The organism is Methylorubrum subtropicum, assembly GCF_038442325.1.
Taxonomy (GTDB): domain Bacteria; phylum Pseudomonadota; class Alphaproteobacteria; order Rhizobiales; family Beijerinckiaceae; genus Methylobacterium; species Methylobacterium subtropicum.
On sequence record NZ_JBBXMW010000005.1, the window covers coordinates 119,251 to 138,838 of the forward strand.

Consider the following 19,588-nt stretch of genomic DNA (forward strand, 5'->3'; position numbering starts at 1 on the left):
TTAGCAGGGCTGTGCTCGTTGCCGTTGGACAGACATCCGCTGGGAACGGGGCGACGGCTGCGTAGCGTGTCTGAAGCACCGATCGCTCTGTCGATCTGAGTGCTCAACGCTCGGCACCGCGGAACAACCGCCCTTTCACCAACGGTAGATGAGGCTTCCGATCACCGTTGCTGGAGCGCCACGGTAGCAGAAGCCCGCCTGACACGTGAAATAGTCGCGATCAAACACGTTGTTGGCATTCACTTGAGCGCGGAAACCCTTGTACTTCGGGTCGATGGCCGCAAAATCGTAGGCAACTAGCGCATCGAACAGGGTCACGGTCGGGTTGCGGACCGTGTTCTCGTCGTTGGCGAAGCTGTTGGCGTTGAAGCGGATGCCACCGCCCAGAGTGAGACCACTCAAGGCCGAGCCGGGCGGGAACAGGTAGGTCAGGAAGCCGGTGAAGGTGTCTCCTGGGATACCCGACAGAGCGTTGCCGTCGAGCGTCTGCCCCCCGAACGAGGTCTGGCTGAGATAGCGCAGGTCGAGATGGGTGTAGGCCAGGGTCAGGTTGGTGCCTGGGGCGAAGTTGGCGATGGCCTCCATCTCGAAGCCGCGTGACTGAACGGAGCCCGTCGCGATTTGGAAGGCGATGTTGTTCGGATCCGTGCGCAGCACACTGCTTTGCACGATGTCGAAGCCGGCGACGCTCGCCTGTATGTTCGTGTTCGGGATGAGATACTTGACGCCCGCCTCGATCTGATCGCCCGTCGCCGGCCGGAAGGCGCGCCCGGAAGCGTCGGTGCCCGGCTGCGGCGCGAAGGTCGTTGCGTAGCTGGCATAGGGGACCAGCCCAGGCGCGAGCAGGTAGTTGAGACCGACGCGGCCGGTGAGCACCTGATCGTTCTGCTGGGTCGCGATGCCTGTGGTGCCGACCGTGTTCTGGAACACCCAGTCGTAGCGGCCGGACATCGTCAGCACGAAGCGGTCGAACTTGGCCTGCTCCTGCAGGTAGAGCCCGACCTGATCCTGGCTTTGCGCGGTGCGCGGTCCGAGCGGCGGGGCGACGATCGCCTGCTGGCCATAGTTGCGCGTGATGAGGTCGAGGCCGGGCGCCGTGCCGAAGCCGAAACGATAGTTAAAATCATAGTGAGAGTAGTCGAGGCCCGCCAGCAGCGTGTGCTGAACCGGCCCGGTCGCGACATGCGCCTCGATCTGATTGTCGAGGGTGACCTGGCTGAGGTGCTGCCGCGAGAAGCCCGTCGCGCGGTTCGCGGTCGTGCCTTCGAGGCCAGTGATCGTGGTATAGCGGTAATCGGTGCCGACATCGTAAAAGCGGAAGTTCTGCCGGAAGAACAGATCGCCGTCGAAGCGGTGCTCAAACGCGTAGCCGATCCGGCCCTGCTGCTGCTTGAAGTCGTTGAAGGCGGGATCACTCGCATAGAGGCGGGTTGGCCTGGAGTTCTGATTGAAGAACGTCGTGCTGCCGGGCAGCTTGGTTTCTTGGTACTCGCTCAAGAAGGTGAAGGTCGTGTCGGCGGACGGCTTCCAAGTGAAGGCCGGCGCGATGTAACTGCGGTCGTCGGCGCCGCCGGGCAGGAAGGTGTCGGATTGACGCTTGAGGCCGGTGATGCGGTAGGCGAGCGTGCCGTCCGTGCCCTCGACCGGCCCGCCGACGTCGAAGTTGCCTTGATAGCGGTCGAAGTTGCCGGCCTGCAATTGCACCTCGCCGAAGGGGATGAACACCGGGCGCTTCGTCGTGACGTCGAGGATGCCGCCGGGCGAGCCGAGGCCGTAGAGCCCGGAGGATGGCCCCCGCAGGATGGTGGCGGCCTCAAGGCCGTAGGGCTCGATCCGCGGCACCGTCAGGCCCGCTCCGATCTGGCGCAAGCCGTCCCTGAAGATGCCGTCGTAGGTCAGGCTGAAGCCGCGCACGTAGAACGAATCGAAGCGCGGATCGAAGCCGAAGACGTTCGAGGAGACGCCGGCCACGTAGCCGATGGCCTCGTTGAGCGTCTGGACGTTGCGATCGTTGAGCTGCTCGCGCGTCAGCACCGTGACCGATTGCGGCGTCTCGATCAGCGGCGTGTTCGTCTTGGTCGCCGTGGGGCTGATGCGCGCGGTGTAGCCAGTGACGCCGCTCGGGCCGCCGCCCCCGCCGCTCGTTGCCGAACTGTCCTGGGAGACCGCGACGTTCCCGCCGAGGCCGCTGACGATGGGGCCGCCTGCGACCGAGATCTCACTCAGCTCGACGCTGGTCTGTGAGACAGCCGGGGAGGACAGGGCCGTCGAGGCAAGGAGAAGGCCGGCAAGCCGGCAGCGCGACAGGATCATGGATCAGACGGGGGTTATAAGCTTGGCCTTAAACGCGCTTGCAGGCTATTTATGACGAAAACAAGCCATATCTCGAAATAAATTAGCCTAGTTTTTAATTGATATAAATCGATGTGAATGAATCTTCTATGATTTTGATCGGGGGAAAGCCTGCTTTCCCTCCTCTTCCGAAATATATATTATATGATGATCTACAATCCATGATGGCATGGATTTGGCATTCCGACCGCTACGAGGGCGACGCCCCATGCTTCCCCGCTGCTCCCTGCGCCGCACCGCTGGTTGCCGATGACGCCCCCCTCGCGACGCGCTATCCTCGGTCTCTCGCTGGGGCTTTCAGCCGGCCTACGGCTCCCGCTCTCCGCGTCGGCCCAGGGGGCGGCAGGTGTGGAAGGGCCCGCGCCGCTGCCCGGCGCGATCCGGTTCGATCTCGGCGGCACCGACGGACGGGCGCCTCGACGCATCACGCTCTACATTCCGCCCGGCGACGCACCCTCGGCCGGATGGCCCGTCCTCACCCTGCTCGACGGCAATGCGGTCGTCGGCACGGCCATCGACATCGAGCGCGTGCAGGCATCCTACCCGAGTGGCAGTGGGATCGGCTCACGCTTTGCCATCGCTGCGATCGGAGCCGCGTCGGATGAGGCCTATGACGGCGTGGGCCGGTCATGGGACTATACCCCGCCGCCGGGGCGGACCTATCCGCCGCACAAGCCGGGCGGTCCGGAGCTACGGACCGGCGGGGCCGCGGACTTCCTCAATTTCGTGACACGGAATCTTCGGTCCGAGATCGCCCGACGCTGTCCCATCGACCACTCGCGCCAAGCTCTGTTCGGCCATTCCTTCGGCGGCCTGTTCGTTCTCTACGCGCTCGCCCACGCGCCGCAGGCTTTCTCCCACTGGATCGCTGCCAGTCCGAGCATCTATTGGGAGAACGGATCCCTGCTCGGCAGCATCGACGCCTTCGAGAAGGGACCGCCGGTTTGCGCCCGCGTGTTGCTGCTGGCTGCCGCCTACGAGGCCGAACTGGCGCCGTTCCAGCAGGACCTTCCGGGCCGCGAGCAGCGCCTGGCTCAACTGGGTTCCATTGGTATCGTCGACCGTGCACGCGCGATGGCGGAGCGGCTCGGCCGGCATTCTGGCGTGGTGAGCACTTTCCGCCTGATCCCAGGCCGTACCCACATGACCGTGCTGCCCGAGGCGCTCAACGAAGCGGTGGCCTTTGCCTTTCCGTTGAAGCCCGAGTCTTGCGCAATCAATGACAGGAAGGAATAGGACCGGTCGAGCACTCCCTCAGTCCTCGTCCCGCCGAACCCCGCGAGCAACGATCACGAGCTTTCCGTCAGGCAGTGGGCGCTGCAGCGCCTTTACCACAGCCCACGGCGCGCGCAGCCACGCGTCGCGCTCCTCCTCGCTCGTCAGGATTACCGGCATCGCCTTGGGGTGCACCGCGCCAACCTCGGCGTTCGGCGGGCATGTCAGGAAGGCATAGAGGTCGTCCGTCGTTTCACCGTCCTTGAGCTTGCGCACCGAGGTCCAGCCCTCGGCCCTGATCCCCGCGAAGCAGGCGAGCGGGCGCTCCTCGCCGAACGCGAACCAGATGTCGCCGCCGGCCGCCTTGTTGAACTCGCTGAACGATGACAGCGGGACGAGGCAGCGGTGCTGCGGCCCGAGCCAGCGGCGCCAGTGCGGCGAGCCGGTGTTGCGCACGTTGGTGACGCCGGGATCGACGCGTTTGCCCTCCAGCGCGAAGGCGGGCGAGGGCATGCCCCAGCGGTGCATTGCGAGCACGCGCTGCCCCTCCGCGACATGGACGATCGGTGCCGCGGTGTTCGGAAAGATGCCGGGCAGCGGCGGCAGGTTGCCGGTGCGGTCCGTGTCGATCCGGAAGGCGCGCCGGATCTCGTCCTGGCTCTTCGTCAGGCTGTAGAGGTTGCACATGGGTGCAGTTTTAGCAGATGCATTGGCAATTATGTATCTTGCAAGCTCGGCAGTGTCAGTGCTGGGTAACCACCCTAGGGTCATCCGGAGCGGCGAAGATGGACAAAGACGACTTCCGACTGTCCGCAGAGGTGACGGCTTTGCGCGGGATGGTGATGATGATCGCGCCTACGGCGTTCCGACTGGCGGGGATCACACCCGACGCGGTTGAGGAGATTGCCGCGGACTACGTGAAGGGCTTGGAAGGCATGGCTGTCGCCCCCGAGCACGCCGAGGCGATGGAAGTCATGAAGGCCGCCAATATCGAAGCGACGGTAAAGCTCTACACGCGGGTGGCGCAGGCAATGCGGACGCAGGTCGGTGGCGATCTTGCTGACGATGAGACCACTGCCTGAGTGTACCCCGGTGTGAGGCGCACAAGCTTGACGGCCTACAACATAGATCGTTACGCCACCTCACGCAGGGCGGGCTCGTTAAGAGGCGGAGCGCGGGCATCGAGCGCCCAGGGCATGACGCCGCCGAGCGGGGCGAACGCTGAAAACACCGCCAAAATCACCCGCACCCACACCTAAAGGCCGGAATGTCGATGTTGTTGCTTATAGTTTTGCAGGCGGGCATGGAAGCAACGTGGTCGCGTCAGGCAGCTGCCTCAAGGTGATGTCATCAACGAGAACGGTACATACGACCTAAGACATAGCCAGCCAGCGGGATGATCGGCAGGTTTGAGTTATGGACTTGATGTTTTGGCTAACAAATGCCCAGTGGTCCGCAATACAAGCTCACCTTCCTCAGCGATTGCAAGCGGACCATTTAGATATTCGTAGTAAAATATCTGGGATAATTCACGTTGGCTTGAGCGAATGTCTTTGGGCTGACTGCCCGACGGATTATGGGCCACACAGCACGGTGTACGGGTGCTTTCGGCGCTGGCGACACCGCCAATTTTGGAAGGATATAATAGCCAGCTTCGAGCAAAATGGCTGGTCTTCCGAAGCTCGTGCCCTGGATGCCACGCAAGTAATACATTGTCGGCCTCCTCATAAAGGCATGCGGATAGATCGTTCATGGCGTGATTCATTTCAAAAGAGCCGAGATCCGCACAATGCCTCCTCACGAAATAAAAGAGCTGTCAAATTGAGGGAAATAAATTAGCAAACTCAATGCGAGAATTATGAATTCATTTTGCAAACAGGCGCGGTCACAGCCAATGCGCCTTTCAATCCGATTGTGGAAGTTTGCCATAAATATGCAACCTAATTGATCATCTTTTACTGTATCAACGACGTCATTTATTCGAGGAAATTTCCGGAAAATGTATCTTTGAATTATTCTAAGGCAAAACTAATGTTGCTAGACGGCAACATATAAAAAGCGAAGCGCTTAGATCGCTTGTGGCCAGCTTGGCCATGACGTATGCCAGCCCAGAATGCTGATAAGTATCAGCAGTTTATTACCGTTCCAAACAACCTTCTCCGCAGCAGTATGCGGCTGATTGCAGGCTCTCGCACTGCATCTGGGAGTTTAGCATGCCGTTCAGTGGCTCCAATCGATCTTCCGGTTCGGCGTCCGTCCGGTCGGCTGCTTTGGCCAGCTTGTCGCTTCTTGCGCTTTTCCTCGGCAGCAGTGCGGCGTGGGCGCAAACACAGACACAAACCACGACACTCGATGAAATCTCGGTCGCGGGACAGGTCGGCCCGACGAGAGTCGGTTCGAGCACTCTTCCCGGCGCGGGCCTGCCAGCTAGCACCATCGTTCGCCCTGGTCAGGTTGTAACCGAAGATCCTCGGGGACCTGTCGACGGCTTCGTGGCGACTCGCACCTCGACAGCGACGAAAACCAACACCTCGTTGCTTGAAACCCCGCAGTCGGTCAGCGTCATCGGTCAGGAGCAGCTCCGAGCCACTGGTGCTCAGACGCTAACCCAGGCCACCCAATATACGCCCGGCGTGTATTCCGGCGTGTTCGGCAACGACGCTCGCTTGGATTGGTTCTTGCTGCGCGGCTTTGTCGCTCATGACTATGGGCTATACAAGGACGGTCTGCAGCTTCTGAATTACGGCTTCAACTATTTCCGCACCGATCCGTTCGGTATTGAGCGGGTCGAAGTCCTGCGCGGCCCGTCCTCACTCCTGTTCGGCTCCGGCACCCCTGGCGGCATGATCAATACGATCACCAAGCGGCCAACCAGCGTACCGTTCGGCTATGTCGAGGCAGGTGCGGATTCATTCGGCAACGCCTATGGTGGCTTCGATATAGGTGGACCGGCTGATAAGTCCGGCCATTGGTTCTACCGCCTGACCGGCATCGGCCGCGGCGGCGGCACTCAGGTCGATGGCGTGGATGCCGACCGCATCTACATCGCGCCTGCGCTGACCTACAGGCCTGACGGCGCCACCTCGTTCACGATCCTCTCAAGCTATCAGAAGGACTGGACCGGGGTCACTGCGAACTTCCTGCCCTACAGCGGCACGGTCGTGCCGAATGCCAGTGGGCTGTTTATTCCCCGCTCGCTCAACGTCGGCGATACCAAGCTCAACACCTTCCGCCGCGAGCAGGCCTTCGTCGGCTACGAATTCGAGACGGCCCTCGACGCTACCTGGACGATCCGCCAGAACGCCCGCTACTCGTTCAGCCAAGCCTACCAGAACTCGTTCATCGGGCAGCTCGGCTATCTCGCCGGAACGAACGAGACCCAGCTCGCCCGGTACCAGTTCCGCGATAGCTCCCGCGTGAACCTGTTCCAGATCGACAATCAGGCTCAGGCCGACTTCTCCGACGGCCTGTTCCGCCATACGGCCCTGTTCGGCGTCGATTACAAGAACTACACGCTGCACGATACACAGGCATCCGGCTATCAATTTCCCGGCGTGCCTGCGCTGGATATTATCAACCCAGTCTATGGTGTGACGCCGCTTCCGCTTTCGCCCTACCTTGCCGACAGGGATAACTTCCAACAACTTGGGTTCTACGCGCAGGATCAAATCCGGATCACCGATAATTTCTCGATCATTGGCGGTGTTCGTGCGGACTTTGCCTCTACGAGCGTTGATAAGCAGCTGTTCGGAACGGATAGTAGTCGTAAAGATCAAGCTCTGACGTACCGCATCGCTGGTGTCTACAACTTCGACTTCGGCTTGGCGCCCTACGTCTCTTACGCGACATCCTTCCAGCCGCAGATCGGGTTCGACGCCGTTACCGGCGCTGCTTTCAGGCCAGACAACGGTGAGCAGGTCGAGGTTGGCTTCCGCTACGCGCCGGTCGGCCAGCAGTGGATCTTGTCCTTCGCAGCCTTCGATCTCACCCGCAGCGACCCGCTGATCCCAGTGCCTGGGACCATCACGAGCTTCGTTCAGCTCGGCTCCGTCACCTCGCAGGGTGTCGAGGCTCAGTTCGTGGCGACTCTCACGCAGGGCCTGAACGTCACCGCATCGTTCACGGCCTACGACATCAGGTACGGGTCCGACACACTGACACCGATAGCTGGCAGAACACCGACGGCGACGCCGCAAGTCCTCGCGAACGTCTTCGCGGACTACACGTTCCAGGATGGTCCCCTGCGCGGCTTCGGTTTTGGCGGCGGCCTGCGCTACGTTGGCAGCTCCTACGCGCTCAACAACACCCTACAAGGTCGCCTGAGCGTTCCCGAATACCTGCTCTACGACGCCACGATCCATTATGACTTCACGAACGGCATCCGGGCATCAATCACAGCAGCAAACATCGGCGACGATCGCTTCGTCTCGGCGTGTCAGGATAACTTCAACTGCTATTACGGCGAAGCTCGAAGGATCCTGGGCAGCATCAGCTACAAGTGGTGAGACGTAGCGATCGACCCTGCGCAGCGACGTGCAGGGTCGATCAGTTCGCTACTTAATTCGGCACGCTTCAGGGGCGGGGCGTCCCTCACGCATGAGCCGTCGGCAGCTCCTCCACCCGCGTCGTGTAGCGGGGCGTCCGCATCTCGAACTTCGTCGCCCAGCCGCGCCGCTGCCGCTCCAGCCCGGCGCGCGCCGGCACCACCGCGCCCCGGCCCCAGCGCGCGTTGCAGGCGTCGAGCGCGCCCATCAAGCTTGCCGAGCGGTCGCGGTCGAGCCGGCCTATCAGCGCCCGCTGTGAGCCCGCCAGTGGTACGAGGTCGGTCGTGACGATGCCGGCCTTCGAGTAGCGCCACGGCGGGCTACCCTGCTCACGCCAGGTGCGGGCTACGCCGTGCAGCGCGGCCGGAATCAGGGCCAGCGTGTCGTTCGTCGCCTCGGGCAGGCTCACCACGGTCGAGACAGAGCGCATCGGCTCGCCGCGATCGTGCTCGCTCGTGTGGTAGAAGACGGTGACGTGGGAGGTCGCTAGCCCCTCCCGCCGCAGCTTCTCGCCGAGCCGTGTTGCATGCGCGGCCACCGCCTGCTCCAGCTCGGCCCGCTCCGTCACCCGACCGGAGAACGAGCGCGTCACCGCGCAGCCCTTGCGCCGCGCCGGCACGAGGTCGAGCCCCAGGCAGGACACGCCGCGCAGCTCGTGGATCATCCGCTCGCCCACCACGGTGAGCGCCTTGCGCACCGGCCGGGGATCGATGTCCCGGAAATCCGCTACGGTATCGATGCCGAGTGCTTCGAGCTTCGCCAGCGAGACGCGGCCGACGCCCCACAGCTCGCCGACGTGGATGCGGCAGAGCCAGTGCTCGTAAGCCGCCGGGTCGGTGAGGTCGCACACCCCGTCGAGTTCGGGTACGCTCTTGGCGATGTGGTTGGCGAGCTTGGCCAGCGTCTTGGTCGGCCCGAGTCCGACGCAGGTCGGGATGCCGGTCCAGGCTCGCACGGTCGCGCGGATGTCGCGTGCGAGCGCGACCCGGTCGCGGCGGGTGAAGGCGGTGAGGTCGAGGAAGCTCTCGTCGATCGAGTAGACCTCGACCTCGGGCGTGGCGTCGCGGTAGATCGCGTTGATGCGCGCGCTCATGTCCCCGTAGAGGGTGTAGTTCGACGAGAACACGCGCACGCCCTGTGCCTGACACATCTCGCGGATCATGAAGTAGGGTGCGCCCATCTTGATCCCGAGCGCCTTGGCCTCGGCCGTGCGGGCGATGGCGCAGCCGTCGTTGTTGGACAGCACGATCACCGGCACGCGGGCGAGCTTGGGGTCGAACACCCGCTCGCACGAGCAGTAGAACGAGTTGCCGTCGATGAGCGCGATGGCGCGCCCACCGCCGATCCGGTCGCGCAGCCGTGCCGCCGGCCCGCTCACCGGGACCGTCCAGCCGCGGCGAGGTGCCAGCGAATGGTGAAGCGCACCACGCCCCAGATCGCGGCCTCGGCGAGTTCCTGCAGCGCGTAGACGGGCAGCTCGGCGTTGTCGAAGGCGAGCCGTGCGCGGTTGCCCTCGACCACCATGCGCTTGATCGACATCTCGCCATCGACAGCCGCGACGACGATGCTGCCGTGGCCGGGCGTCAGGCTGCGGTCGACGCAAGCGAGGTCGCCGTCGTGGATGCCGGCATCGCGCATGCTGAAGCCGGCGATGCGCCACAAGAAGGTCGCGGGTGGGTTCGGCACGAGCCAGCGCGGCAGCTCGATCGCCTGCTCTTGGAAGTCGTCGGCGGGCGACGGGAAGCCAGCGCAGAGGGCGGGGCCCATCACCGGCACGCGAATCGTGCCGACTCCGTCGGCGGGCAGTTCCTCGACGCGGTAGAGCGGCGCCTTGCTCATTCCGCGCGGGCCTCAACGAGTTGGCCATCCACGCGTCCTGCACGGACGTAGCCGTGGGAGATGGCACGCCGCGCTACGGCGAGGTCACCCTCCGCCCGCAGTAGATCCTCGACGGCGAACGCGAGCGCCCGCTGCGCATCGCCGCCGGCCGCTTCGAGGTAGGCGAGCGCGGCCAGCTCCGCCTCGCTCATGTCGGCGATCGTCTGGACCTGCGCTGCCGTCGCCATGCCTGCCGCCCCTGATCACCGACGAGAACAGGAAGTGAACAAACAGCGGGGCGGTTCCCGGTCAAGGTGAGGGTGGAAAGGCGGTGGACTGCCTGCGGATAACGGGGACGAATCAGCACCCAAGGCTTGACGGAGGAGCGTCACGCTGGTGCGTCAAGGCCGCACCGCCTCCACTCGATCATGAAAGCCATTAGCTGCTAAGCTGCGCCATGCCTGAACCACCCAGATTGGTCCCTGATGCAACGAACGAGCCTTCAGCTGAACTCGAGGTGCTCGGCATGCTGCTCGCTAACGCCGAAGCGGCAATCCAATTGGTCGATGCTGCGACTGCGCCAGGCCTGCACATTGCATTGCTCAAACTGATCGCCCGGCTGGGCTACGAGATAGAAAAGGTTGTGCATATAGGGAGCTGCTGAGGTTCGTCCGAGCTATCGTATAAACCTTGCATCGTACGTCCGCTTGCTAGGCTGTAGTCTCGCGCCGTGCGATCTCATCTGCGCGAGCCACCCACAGCGCAGTCTTGATGGAATCGGACACGATTGGCAGGGCGCTCAGCGCTGCGGCTCCATCCAGGCGCACGCCGCCTTCCAGCACCAGCTCTCCGGCCCCCTCAATCACTTCTTTCGCGAACTTGCTGATGCGTGCCTCGGCGTAATCATCAGGATCGGGCTCATCGGCCATTCGGCCCTGATCGATGAGGGCGCCCGCTAAATCCTGCGCCATTGCGATGAACGCTTGGCCAATGTCCTCAAGTCTAGTTGCAAGCTCAAGCGGCGGCTTTCCTGACTGGCACATCTCCTCGACGAGGCATCTGTGTAGGGGCACCGCGACATCTAGGAGAGACCGAAAGTAGAGATCGGCATGCTGCAGGGTTTTAGTGCTAGCCATGGGCGAAAGACCTACGGGATAGGAACAGCGTCAGCGCGCGGTGCGCCGGTCGGTCTCGGGACAGTTCGCAGGCCGTGAGCGAGAGCGATCCAGTGCGCCGGGCGCGTGCCAACGCCCCTCCGGTCGGATGATGAGGAGCGGATCGGCACCGATCGTGATAGCGTCTGGGTGCTCCGGGATTTCCGCGAGCATCTCGACGTATTCATGATCCGAAAAGTGGAATTGCTGTGCGCCTGGGAACGGGCGCGCGCCGGCACGCAGCCAGAAGTCAACGAGTCGGGTTTGGGCGTGCCCGTAGACCTTGGTGTACCCCTTCATGCGGCACAGTTCGTGCGCAGCCTTGACCAAGACTGCCGCCAGCCGGGACCGGCGCTGCTTGGGTAGCACTGCCACGCGTTCGAGCTTAGCAAAGCCTGCGAACCAGCGGATGCGCAGGCAGGCGGCGACTTCGTCGCCCGTAAAGCCGAGCAGATGAGTTGCGGAGAAATCGTTGCCGTCAAATTCCTCGACGTAAGGGCAATCCTGACCCGACATATAGACGGCAGCGCGGATCGCCATGACCTTCGCGAGGTCGTCATGGGTGCGTACCACCGTCACGGTGTGCTTGAGCTTCGTGCTCGGATAGCTGTCGTAGAGGGGGCGGCTGTCCCGCTCTCGCCGGAAGATGTAGAGGTGTTCCTGCGTGGTCTCGGTTGACGGGCAGGGCTCGAAGCCGATCCGGCGGGCGAATGCCCGCCCATTCGGGGTGACACCGCGGGCATAGATGTCGGCGTCCCGGCAAATAGGCGTCGACCACCGCTGCCAAGCCCAGGCGATGCCGGCCGCAAGGCGGCCCGGCGCGTAGATCGCCCAGATGTAGATGGCCGCGGGCGGCTCGTGCTGGGCTGCGACGTGCTCGGGCGCGGGATCGGAGCCATCGAAAGTCCCGTCAAGCAGCGCCCGTAGCCCCGATGCGGTGAGCGGCAGCCACGCGATGAATCCGCCTGCCCGCGGCTCGGTAATGTCGTGTTGATCCCGCAGAGCCAGGGCGTGGACCGTGTCGGGATTGGCCGACATCACTCGGCGAATCACCGAAAGCTCAATTGCACTGCCGAGTTCGGATCGCCCGCGATCAAAGAAGCGCGCCAGCTCCGCGTCGGAGGGTGTGTAGGCGACTAAGTGCTGCGCGGCGCGCGCGGCATCGATCTTGTCCAGAGGGGTACAGGGCCGGTCCCGTTCGTTGGGCGGCGCATCGAATGTGATGCCCCTGAAATGCTGATTCATTTCCCTGGCTCGTTAACTTAGGCGATACAAGTTCCTCCTTCCATTCGCATCTGGAGCCGGCCCTGCATGCCCACTGACCCGTCACAGGGTGTGGCGTTTTCCGCACCACCCACGGGCCATCTGCCTGAACGAATGCCGGACTGGCATGCGATCTGGATTTTCCTAGAGTTGTATCGGCACGGAAGTTTTCGCGCCTGCGAGCGTGAACTGAGGATCACCGTGAGTTCGATCCGGCGATCCGTCAGCAAGCTCGAAAAAGACCTGAATGCACGCCTGCTCACCCGCCATCCGGACGGGATACGCCTCACTCCGGAGGGACACCGCGTTGCGGCGGTGGGCGCCGAAATGGAGCAGCAGGTTCTGGGACTGCTGCGCGCCCACGATGCGCTCGCACCGGGCGAGCAGGGGACCGTTCGAATCGCCGTCACAGAAGGGCTGGGTGCGATCTGGCTGACGCCGCAGATGGTCGAGTTCCAGCGGCGCTCGCCCGGCCTGCGGATCGATCTTTCTTGTGGCATGACCTCGGCGGATGTGCTGCGGATGGAGGCCGATCTGGCGGTGCAGGTGACCCGGCCCGAAGCCCTGGACGTGAAGGTTGTGCGCCTCGGCTACATGCATCTGATGCCCTACGCCTCGGCGGGCTACATCGCCGAGTACGGTCGCCCCACGTCTCCGGCTGAACTCGCGACCCACCGTCTCGCCATCCAGATCGCCGAGCAGGCGGCCACCGTGGAAAACCTCAACCGGATCTTCGCCGGTGCGCCGTTCACGGGCACGATCGCCAACACGACGAACGCCAGCAGTGCGCATATCCTGGCCATCGCAAACGGGGCGGGCATCGGCTGGCTGCCGACCTACGTCAGCCCGCTGCGCACCGGCCTCGTGGCGATCGATTGCGGTGCGACGGCACGGGTCGACATCTGGTTGACCTATCATCCCGATGTCGAGCAGATTCCGCGAGTGCGCCGTGTCATTGATTGGCTGCGGACCTCCTTCGATGCGAAGCGCTACCCATTCTTCGGTGAAGGCTTCATCGCTCCGGGCGAGCTGCCCGCACTCGACCGGTTCGCCCCCCTCAAAGACCTATTCCAGCAGTTTCTCCCACCAGCGTGAATCGAGGCGGAGAACTATGCATCGAGCACGCTGGGCGGCTGCAGCGGCCATCACCGTCTTCGGGATCGGTGCCGGCAACGCGCAGGCCGAGCCCGTCACAGGCCGCGCCACCGTCATCGACGGCGATACCCTCGACATCCGCGGCCAACGCTTCCGGCTCCAGGGCGTCGATACCCCCGAGAGCGCACAGACCTGCCAGGACGCCCGCCGCCGGACCTACCGCTGCGGGCAGAAGGCGGCGCTCGCTCTTGCCGACAAGATCGGCTCCGGCACCGTCTCCTGCGAGCCGATCGAGACCGACCGCTACGGCCGGTCCGTCGCGGTCTGCCGGCTCGGCGCGCTCGACCTCAACGGCTGGCTGGTCGAACAAGGGCTCGGGCTCGCCTACCGCCGATACTCGACCGCCTACGTCGCGCAGGAGGATACAGCGCGGGCGGCCAAGCGTGGGCTGTGGGCCGGCACCTTCACGCCGCCTTGGAATTGGCGCCGCGACAAGCGAAGCGGCCCGGAGGGGCAGATCGGCGGCACTGCCGCTCCTGCACCGCCTGCGGCCGCCCTCGGCACGTGCGCGATCAAGGGCAACATCTCGCGTACCGGCGAGCGCATCTACCATCTGCCCGGCACGCGGGACTACGCTCGGACGCAGATCAGCCCGAAGGCCGGCGAGCGGATGTTCTGCTCGGAGGACGAAGCGCGGGCTGCGGGCTGGCGGGCGCCGAAGAGCTGAGAGCGTCGCGCCTGCCACTCAACCCGCAGCACGCCGATTGCGGATCACCGAGAGCAGCGCCCCGTAGATGCAGGCGGCGAGCGCGCCCATCAGGACCAACAGGGTGATCGTCCGGTTCCAGAGCCGGTCGAGCCCGAGATCGGTGGTGACGAGGTCGGGCCGAGCCGGATCGGCCATCACCCCGACGCCGTAGTCGCCTGCGTGCAGGCCCGCGAACACGTAGTTCACCCGCCGCGTCACGCTGCCCTGGGCCGTGCGCAGGTTCAGCGTCACGTCGCAGATGTGGATCACGAGCTTGGTGCTGCACTTACCTTCGCTTACCCGAGCCTGCGGGGCTGGCTGCGCGGTCTCACGCACCTGCCAGTCGGAAACCACGACGGGCGCCGTGAACCAAGCGCTGGCCCCCAGGATACCGCCGAGCGTGACGACGCCGAACAGCACGAAGAACATAGCGGTCCAGCCCATACGCTCGGGCGGTAGGCGCAGGGAATCGGACGTCCGGGTCGTCTCGGTCTTCAGGGATGCGCTCATCGGTTCCTCAGGCAGGCTGTGCTTCGGAAGGGGTGGCGCGGGCCATGCCAGTCTCGGCAGGCATCCGCTCGGTCAGGGCCTGCTCCGCCAGGATCCGGCGGGCCTGGTGGGCTGCCCGGTAGAGCCCGATCAGTTCGGCAAAGTCCTGCGGCCTCATCCCGCGCGGCAGGCCGACCGAGACGGTGACGATGCCGCGCTTGGCGTCGAGCTTCACGTTGCGGCCGCCGGGGACGCGCTGCGGGAAGACGGCTTCGGGCGGCAGCAGCAGGCGCGTCACCATGGTGCTCTGGCTGAGCGTCATGTCGAGATCGGCAACAGCCTCCCAGGGAATCGTCCGGTCGAGGCCCGGCGCCTTCAGCCCCTCCGGGCTCAAGGTCAGGGCGAGCGGATCGCCCCGCCACAGGATGAAGCCGCCGACCGCGCCGAGGAGCGCAGCGAACGTGAGCGCCACCGCGAGGACGATGCGGGCCTCGTGGAGTGAAATCCCCGGGATGCGGAACAGAGCCAGGGCGAGCGCCACGGCGGCGAACAAGCCGCCGCCCACCGCCAGCGCCAGCCCGCGGGCGCGGTGGTTGGCATGCAGCACCTGCTCCTCGGTGCCGACTTCCGCGACCGTCGCCTCCAGATGCTCCCGCACGGCCGCCTCCTGGGCGCGGACCGCGCCGAGGAAATCGCCGGTCGCCGCCCGGCACAGCCCGGCCGGGTCGGCGAAGTAGGCGGCGAGCTGCCCCAGCGCATGGGGCGGCGGCGCGACGCGAGCCGCTGTCAGAAGATCGGCGTCGATCGTCCGCCCCAGGGCTGCGATGCGTTCGCGTGTCGGCGGATGTGTATCGGTGGGGTGAGGCTGCTCCTGCTCCAGATGAGCTGCGGGATCGTCGAGGCCGCGCGTGCTGGCGCGATCGAGGATCGCCGCAACGAGGTCAGGCGGAGCCGAGCCGGGCGCGTTGGCCGCCTGCTCCAGGGTCTCGGCGATACGGGGACCCAGTGCGCCGCTGCGCAGAAGCGCCCGCGCGGACGCCTCCGTCGAGGTCGCGCCGGCACCGGCCGCGTCGGCCGCGAACTCGCGCACCCGGCTCCAGTGGCGCACGGCGAGGTGGAAACGCTCCATCACGAACAGGCCGAGCCGCACGGACGGCCCGAGCAGGCCGAGAGAGCCCTGCTGGCCCCTTGCTACTGCGTCGAGGGAGCGCCCGACGCCGGCATAGATCGGTAGGAAGCGTGCGCTGTAGGCGGTGTCGCCCCCGGCGTAGTGGGCGAGTTCGTGACTGATGATCGCTGCGATCTCGTCGCCGCGCATCAGGGCGAGATAGGGCAGTGGCACGTAGAGGATGCGGCCCGTAAGCTGGGTGCCGCCCGGCTCCAGCACGGCCGGGCCTGCGGTGACGAAGAAGCCCTCGGTCAAGCCCACGACCAAAGCCTCGGGCTTGAGCGCACCCATCCGCTCGGCGAGCCCTTCGGTGAGCCGCCACAGGCCGGGCGCCTCAACGGGTGAAATCCGACGGCCGAGGATCGGCAGCGGGTCGGGTTCGAAGGCGTCGAGCGCCCGGCGCAGTCCGAGAAGCGCACCGCCGGCAGCGATGATCACGGCGCCGACGGCCACGGCGGCGAGCGCCAGGAGCTTCATCCCGCCGCCGCTGAGGCCACCGGGCACGAACATCCCGGCTTCGAACAGGATCACCGCGACGAAGCCCGCGGTCGCGGCCAGGATCTGGACGGCGAGGAGGGCGGGAAGCACCCGACGCATGAGCGAGAAACCACGCACCAGCGCGTCGCGCGAGCGGCGGCCTACCCCTCCGAGCAAGGCGCCGGCCAGCAGCACGATCAGGGAGAGCGCCGCGGCGATGCCGCCGCCCACCACCGCGACCGGCGGGAGCACCCGGCGCCAGTCCATCACGGTGGCGAGCGTTCCGGCCTCGTCCCGCGCCTCGCGTGCCTTCACCACGGCATAGGGCCCGCCGTAGTTTTGGCCGTTGTGGCGGAACTGCATGCGGTAATCGGGCCGCCCGTCCCGCGGCGAGCGGGCCTCCAGATCCGCCACGACCCTAGAAAGCCGGTCGCGCTCGGCTGCGAACTCGGCCCCATCATCGGCGCCGCGCTGCCCCTCCCAGAGGCCGAGCAGCAGGATCGCGAGCGGAAGCAGCACGGTGGCCGCGACGAGCCCCCAAAGGGCGCGAGAACGCGAAGGCGCGCGCGAAGTCGTGGCCTCGGAAATGGTCACCTCCTGAAGCACCGAAGGATCGGCGGCGACGCCGCGAACAAGCAGCGTATCCAGCGAAGCAAACACGGCACCTTCACAAAGAAGGCGCCTGCGGAAGTTTGCCCTCGATCCGGAAAGTAGAACGCAACCAAAGTCGTGATTTGTTCGGCGGCAGGATTCCTACCTTACTCTGCGCCTGCGTCAACCTGATGCTGTTCAGCTCGCTGTCCCATCGCGGCTTGATGGCGGTGCCGAACTCTCGTGTGCGTGCTACGACAGACCGTCTTCGCGGAGCCTTCCTATGCGCGCCTCCATCCTGACGTTCCCCATCCTCGCCGCTCTGGTTCTCCCGGCTGCTGCGCAGGCGCCGGCCCCGTCTGCCGCTCAGACCGCGCAGCGCGACCGGATGAAGTCTTGCAACGTCGATGCCGGCACGCAGAAGCTCGCTGGCGACGCCCGCAAGAGCTTCATGGCCGACTGCCTCGCCGGCAAGGCGAGCGCGGCGCCCGAGAAGAAGCTGACACCCCAGCAGGCCAAGATGAAGGGCTGCAATGCGGACGCGTCGGCAAAGAACCTGAAGGGCGCCGACCGCAAGGCGTTCATGAGCACCTGCCTGAAAGGGTAGACCACAGGCGCCGTCGAAGGCTGGCAACGAAATCGTGATGACGGTGGTTAGGTGCCACGCTCAAGCATCGGTGCGGGAGCACGAGGAGCGTTGCCCATGTCCGTCACAACCATTCTGCTGATCCTGCTCATCCTCATCGCGTTCGGTGGTGGTGGCTTCCTCGGCGGCGGAGCTTATCGCGGTCCGGGCTTCGGCTTGGGCGGCATCCTGCTCATCATCCTCATCGTGCTGCTGGTGACCGGCAGGATCTGAGGCTCACATTTAGGCTGCGGGGCCGATTGGTCGTATCGGCCCCGCAGCCTTCGCGTGCGGTCTCACCGGCCGGCCAGGACAAAGGCGAGTTTGAGAATCTCAGCGCCGAAGGCATCTGCATCAGCTGTACGGCGAAGTAGGCTGGCGCTCTGATCGGATCGAGGCGAGCCTACTGACCCTGGGGCGTGCCCTGCTGACCCTGACCGCCTTGCTTGTCCTTCTTGTTGGCCTCGTGGTGGCCGATCGCGCAGCCCGCTGCAGCCCCGGCCTTGCCGTGCCCAGCCATGCTGCCGGCCGCGCCGCCAACGATCGCACCCTTAAGGCAGCCTTTGGCCTCGGCCGGCGCGGAGGTGGTCAGAAAGCCAAATGCGAGCGCCGCGGCGGCGATGGCTGCATGTCTCATGGGATGACCTCTCATGTCGTTGAGAGGCCAACCTAAGGGCCGAAGGGGTGTTCCGACGCCTTATGCTGCAGCGGGAATGCTCAGACCGTTTCGGCGGTCTTGCGCGAGCGCACGCCCCGCTTCGGCTTGGCGGCCGGCTCCGGTGCAGGCTCCGGCGCGACTTCCACCTTCCGACGCTGATTGCCGAGCCCGAGCTCCCTCGCAAGGGCAGACCGAGTCGCCGAGTAATTCGCCGAGACCGCCGGATAATCGGATGGTAAGCCGTATCGGGCGCGGTACTCCTCCATGCTGAGCCCATGCGTGGTGAGATGCCGGCGCAAAGTCTTGTAGGGCTTACCATCCACGAACGAGATTAGCGCATCCGGCGTGATGGACTTTTTGATTTGGGCTGGGGTCGCTTTTGCTGCCTCGGGCTCAGAAACAGTCGGCACCGCCGAAAGGCTGGTGAGCGCGCCATGCACCTGAATAAGAAGCACAGGCAGCTCAGCGGCTGGCACAGAATTGTTGCTGACATAGGCTGAAACGAGATCGGCGGTCATAGCCAGCAGATCGGGCGAATCGACTTCATCCATTTTGATCATCTCCTTGCGATACGATCAAAAACCATGAAAACAAACGTTTAGCAACATTGTGCGCCCGCTGAAGCATCGAAGCCAACGCCTCACGATGTTGCTGCGGAAGGCTTTAAAGAGCTATTTCGCGGCTTTGGCCGATAGGTATGATCGTACTGATCGCACCCTGCGGGAGTAGGCAATGACATCGACGCTGCCAAATGATCCAAAACCGGGCGACATCGCCACGCCCGACGGCAAAATCATGTGCCGAGACATGGAGCTGCACGAATTCGGTTATTTCACTGTGAGCTATGAGCAGGCACAGATCGCGCGGCAGTATGGGTGGGGCTGCCGGGCCGGCGTCGTCCTCGACGGGGAACATGACGACGAATGGAGTTGGGAGCACGCTGAGGAAGAGCGTCGCAATGCGGTTGAGAACGGCGAAGAGCTGCCCGGCGTTCGCATCTATCGAGAGCCGCCCGCCTCCTGCCCGATCAACACGCCCCTCTGATGCCTTTTTGAAGGTTGGTAACCGGGCAACCGGACGCGCCGGTCGCTCATGAAGGGGGCGAACACGTCAGCCGGCGTGCTCGCCCACGAGAGCCGAGATCGCTCGACCGCGGCGAAGGGGGAAAGCGAACGGACACGAGAGCCAGAACGAAGGTGCGCGTACATCCGGCATCACCCAAGCCCCGGCATCGTGGCCGTGTCCGATCAAGCGACGAGGTCGCGACCGACATATTCCCAAAATGGGGACGACATGGTCAACGATCAACGAGCAGCCCCGCCGCCCGATCTGCTCACGGGCTGGCGGGGCCGATTGTGTCGTGTCCACACGACGCGGCCGATACGCAACGC

The 19,588-nt window shown here is 64.7% G+C and carries 21 protein-coding genes; 10 read left to right on the top strand and 11 right to left on the bottom strand.

Annotation, left to right across the window (positions count from 1 at the left end; genetic code table 11):
• Positions 1-135 precede the first annotated feature (135 nt).
• Positions 136-2,313 carry a TonB-dependent siderophore receptor gene (locus AAHG03_RS09490; RefSeq protein ID WP_342150382.1) on the bottom strand — a complete coding sequence of 726 codons (2,178 nt, stop codon included), beginning with the start codon at positions 2,311-2,313 and terminating at the stop codon, positions 136-138.
• A 288-nt stretch (positions 2,314-2,601) separates the two neighbouring features.
• Here AAHG03_RS09490 and AAHG03_RS09495 point away from each other — a divergent pair, with 288 nt between their 5' ends.
• Positions 2,602-3,588 (top strand): alpha/beta hydrolase, encoded by a 987-nt coding sequence (locus tag AAHG03_RS09495; protein ID WP_342150383.1) that lies wholly within the window; start codon positions 2,602-2,604, stop codon positions 3,586-3,588.
• Between the two features lie 18 nt (positions 3,589-3,606).
• Here AAHG03_RS09495 and AAHG03_RS09500 read toward each other — a convergent pair whose 3' ends face one another.
• A complete protein-coding gene (locus tag AAHG03_RS09500) occupies positions 3,607-4,254 on the bottom strand; it encodes an SOS response-associated peptidase (RefSeq protein ID WP_342150384.1) in 648 nt (215 codons plus the stop codon).
• A gap of 98 nt (positions 4,255-4,352) precedes the next feature.
• Here AAHG03_RS09500 and AAHG03_RS09505 point away from each other — a divergent pair, with 98 nt between their 5' ends.
• The 3 genes from AAHG03_RS09505 to AAHG03_RS09510 all read left to right on the top strand — a co-directional run bounded on the left by AAHG03_RS09505 (position 4,353) and on the right by AAHG03_RS09510 (position 8,072).
• Complete coding sequence (locus tag AAHG03_RS09505) at positions 4,353-4,649, top strand: hypothetical protein (RefSeq protein ID WP_342150385.1); 297 nt, start codon at positions 4,353-4,355, stop codon at positions 4,647-4,649.
• 343 nt (positions 4,650-4,992) lie between these two features.
• Positions 4,993-5,406 (top strand): transposase, encoded by a 414-nt coding sequence (locus tag AAHG03_RS27090; RefSeq protein ID WP_412759737.1) that lies wholly within the window; start codon positions 4,993-4,995, stop codon positions 5,404-5,406.
• 374 nt (positions 5,407-5,780) lie between these two features.
• Positions 5,781-8,072: a TonB-dependent siderophore receptor gene (locus AAHG03_RS09510; protein ID WP_342150386.1), complete on the top strand. Its 2,292-nt coding sequence runs from the start codon at positions 5,781-5,783 to the stop codon at positions 8,070-8,072.
• Positions 8,073-8,157: 85 nt separating this feature from the next.
• Here the strand turns inward: AAHG03_RS09510 and AAHG03_RS09515 are convergent, their stop codons facing one another.
• From AAHG03_RS09515 to AAHG03_RS09525, 3 genes are read right to left on the bottom strand one after another with little or no spacing between them, the layout of a single operon-like run.
• Positions 8,158-9,489, bottom strand: a complete 1,332-nt coding sequence (locus AAHG03_RS09515) for a Y-family DNA polymerase (RefSeq protein WP_342150387.1) — start codon at positions 9,487-9,489, stop codon at positions 8,158-8,160.
• Entirely contained in the window at positions 9,486-9,950 is a 465-nt protein-coding gene (locus AAHG03_RS09520) for a LexA family protein (RefSeq protein ID WP_342150388.1), read from the bottom strand. The genes AAHG03_RS09515 and AAHG03_RS09520 overlap by 4 nt, the downstream gene beginning before the upstream one ends.
• Positions 9,947-10,177 (bottom strand): hypothetical protein, encoded by a 231-nt coding sequence (locus AAHG03_RS09525; RefSeq protein WP_342150389.1) that lies wholly within the window; start codon positions 10,175-10,177, stop codon positions 9,947-9,949. The genes AAHG03_RS09520 and AAHG03_RS09525 overlap by 4 nt, the downstream gene beginning before the upstream one ends.
• Before the next feature lie 278 nt (positions 10,178-10,455).
• Here AAHG03_RS09525 and AAHG03_RS09530 point away from each other — a divergent pair, with 278 nt between their 5' ends.
• Positions 10,456-10,593 (top strand): hypothetical protein, encoded by a 138-nt coding sequence (locus AAHG03_RS09530; RefSeq protein ID WP_342150390.1) that lies wholly within the window; start codon positions 10,456-10,458, stop codon positions 10,591-10,593.
• 46 nt (positions 10,594-10,639) lie between these two features.
• Here AAHG03_RS09530 and AAHG03_RS09535 read toward each other — a convergent pair whose 3' ends face one another.
• Positions 10,640-11,065, bottom strand: coding sequence for a hypothetical protein (locus AAHG03_RS09535; RefSeq protein ID WP_342150391.1), 426 nt, complete (start codon positions 11,063-11,065; stop codon positions 10,640-10,642).
• 30 nt (positions 11,066-11,095) lie between these two features.
• Positions 11,096-12,328 (bottom strand): GNAT family N-acetyltransferase, encoded by a 1,233-nt coding sequence (locus AAHG03_RS09540; RefSeq protein ID WP_342150392.1) that lies wholly within the window; start codon positions 12,326-12,328, stop codon positions 11,096-11,098.
• 66 nt (positions 12,329-12,394) lie between these two features.
• Here AAHG03_RS09540 and AAHG03_RS09545 point away from each other — a divergent pair, with 66 nt between their 5' ends.
• Both AAHG03_RS09545 and AAHG03_RS09550 read left to right on the top strand, forming a co-directional pair.
• The gene (locus tag AAHG03_RS09545) at positions 12,395-13,441 is read left to right on the top strand and encodes a LysR family transcriptional regulator (protein ID WP_342150393.1); all 1,047 of its coding nucleotides are present in this window, start codon (positions 12,395-12,397) and stop codon (positions 13,439-13,441) included.
• A gap of 16 nt (positions 13,442-13,457) precedes the next feature.
• On the top strand, positions 13,458-14,168 hold the full coding sequence (locus tag AAHG03_RS09550) for a thermonuclease family protein (RefSeq protein WP_342150394.1): 711 nt from the start codon (positions 13,458-13,460) through the stop codon (positions 14,166-14,168).
• Positions 14,169-14,186: 18 nt separating this feature from the next.
• Here the strand turns inward: AAHG03_RS09550 and AAHG03_RS09555 are convergent, their stop codons facing one another.
• The gene (locus AAHG03_RS09555; protein WP_342150395.1) at positions 14,187-14,699 is read right to left on the bottom strand and encodes a hypothetical protein; all 513 of its coding nucleotides are present in this window, start codon (positions 14,697-14,699) and stop codon (positions 14,187-14,189) included.
• A gap of 7 nt (positions 14,700-14,706) precedes the next feature.
• Positions 14,707-16,842: a M48 family metallopeptidase gene (locus AAHG03_RS09560; RefSeq protein WP_342150396.1), complete on the bottom strand. Its 2,136-nt coding sequence runs from the start codon at positions 16,840-16,842 to the stop codon at positions 14,707-14,709.
• Positions 16,843-17,197: 355 nt separating this feature from the next.
• On the opposite strand from AAHG03_RS09560, the gene AAHG03_RS09565 reads away from it, so the two are divergent.
• The gene (locus tag AAHG03_RS09565; RefSeq protein WP_342150397.1) at positions 17,198-17,521 is read left to right on the top strand and encodes a PsiF family protein; all 324 of its coding nucleotides are present in this window, start codon (positions 17,198-17,200) and stop codon (positions 17,519-17,521) included.
• A 96-nt stretch (positions 17,522-17,617) separates the two neighbouring features.
• Positions 17,618-17,773 carry a DUF3309 domain-containing protein gene (locus AAHG03_RS09570; protein ID WP_156384084.1) on the top strand — a complete coding sequence of 52 codons (156 nt, stop codon included), beginning with the start codon at positions 17,618-17,620 and terminating at the stop codon, positions 17,771-17,773.
• Positions 17,774-17,942: 169 nt separating this feature from the next.
• Here AAHG03_RS09570 and AAHG03_RS09575 read toward each other — a convergent pair whose 3' ends face one another.
• Both AAHG03_RS09575 and AAHG03_RS09580 read right to left on the bottom strand, forming a co-directional pair.
• The gene (locus AAHG03_RS09575; RefSeq protein ID WP_342150398.1) at positions 17,943-18,176 is read right to left on the bottom strand and encodes a hypothetical protein; all 234 of its coding nucleotides are present in this window, start codon (positions 18,174-18,176) and stop codon (positions 17,943-17,945) included.
• Between the two features lie 80 nt (positions 18,177-18,256).
• Positions 18,257-18,757, bottom strand: coding sequence for a Ros/MucR family transcriptional regulator (locus tag AAHG03_RS09580; RefSeq protein ID WP_342150399.1), 501 nt, complete (start codon positions 18,755-18,757; stop codon positions 18,257-18,259).
• A gap of 172 nt (positions 18,758-18,929) precedes the next feature.
• Here AAHG03_RS09580 and AAHG03_RS09585 point away from each other — a divergent pair, with 172 nt between their 5' ends.
• The gene (locus AAHG03_RS09585; protein WP_342150400.1) at positions 18,930-19,241 is read left to right on the top strand and encodes a hypothetical protein; all 312 of its coding nucleotides are present in this window, start codon (positions 18,930-18,932) and stop codon (positions 19,239-19,241) included.
• The last annotated feature ends 347 nt before the right edge of the window (positions 19,242-19,588 follow it).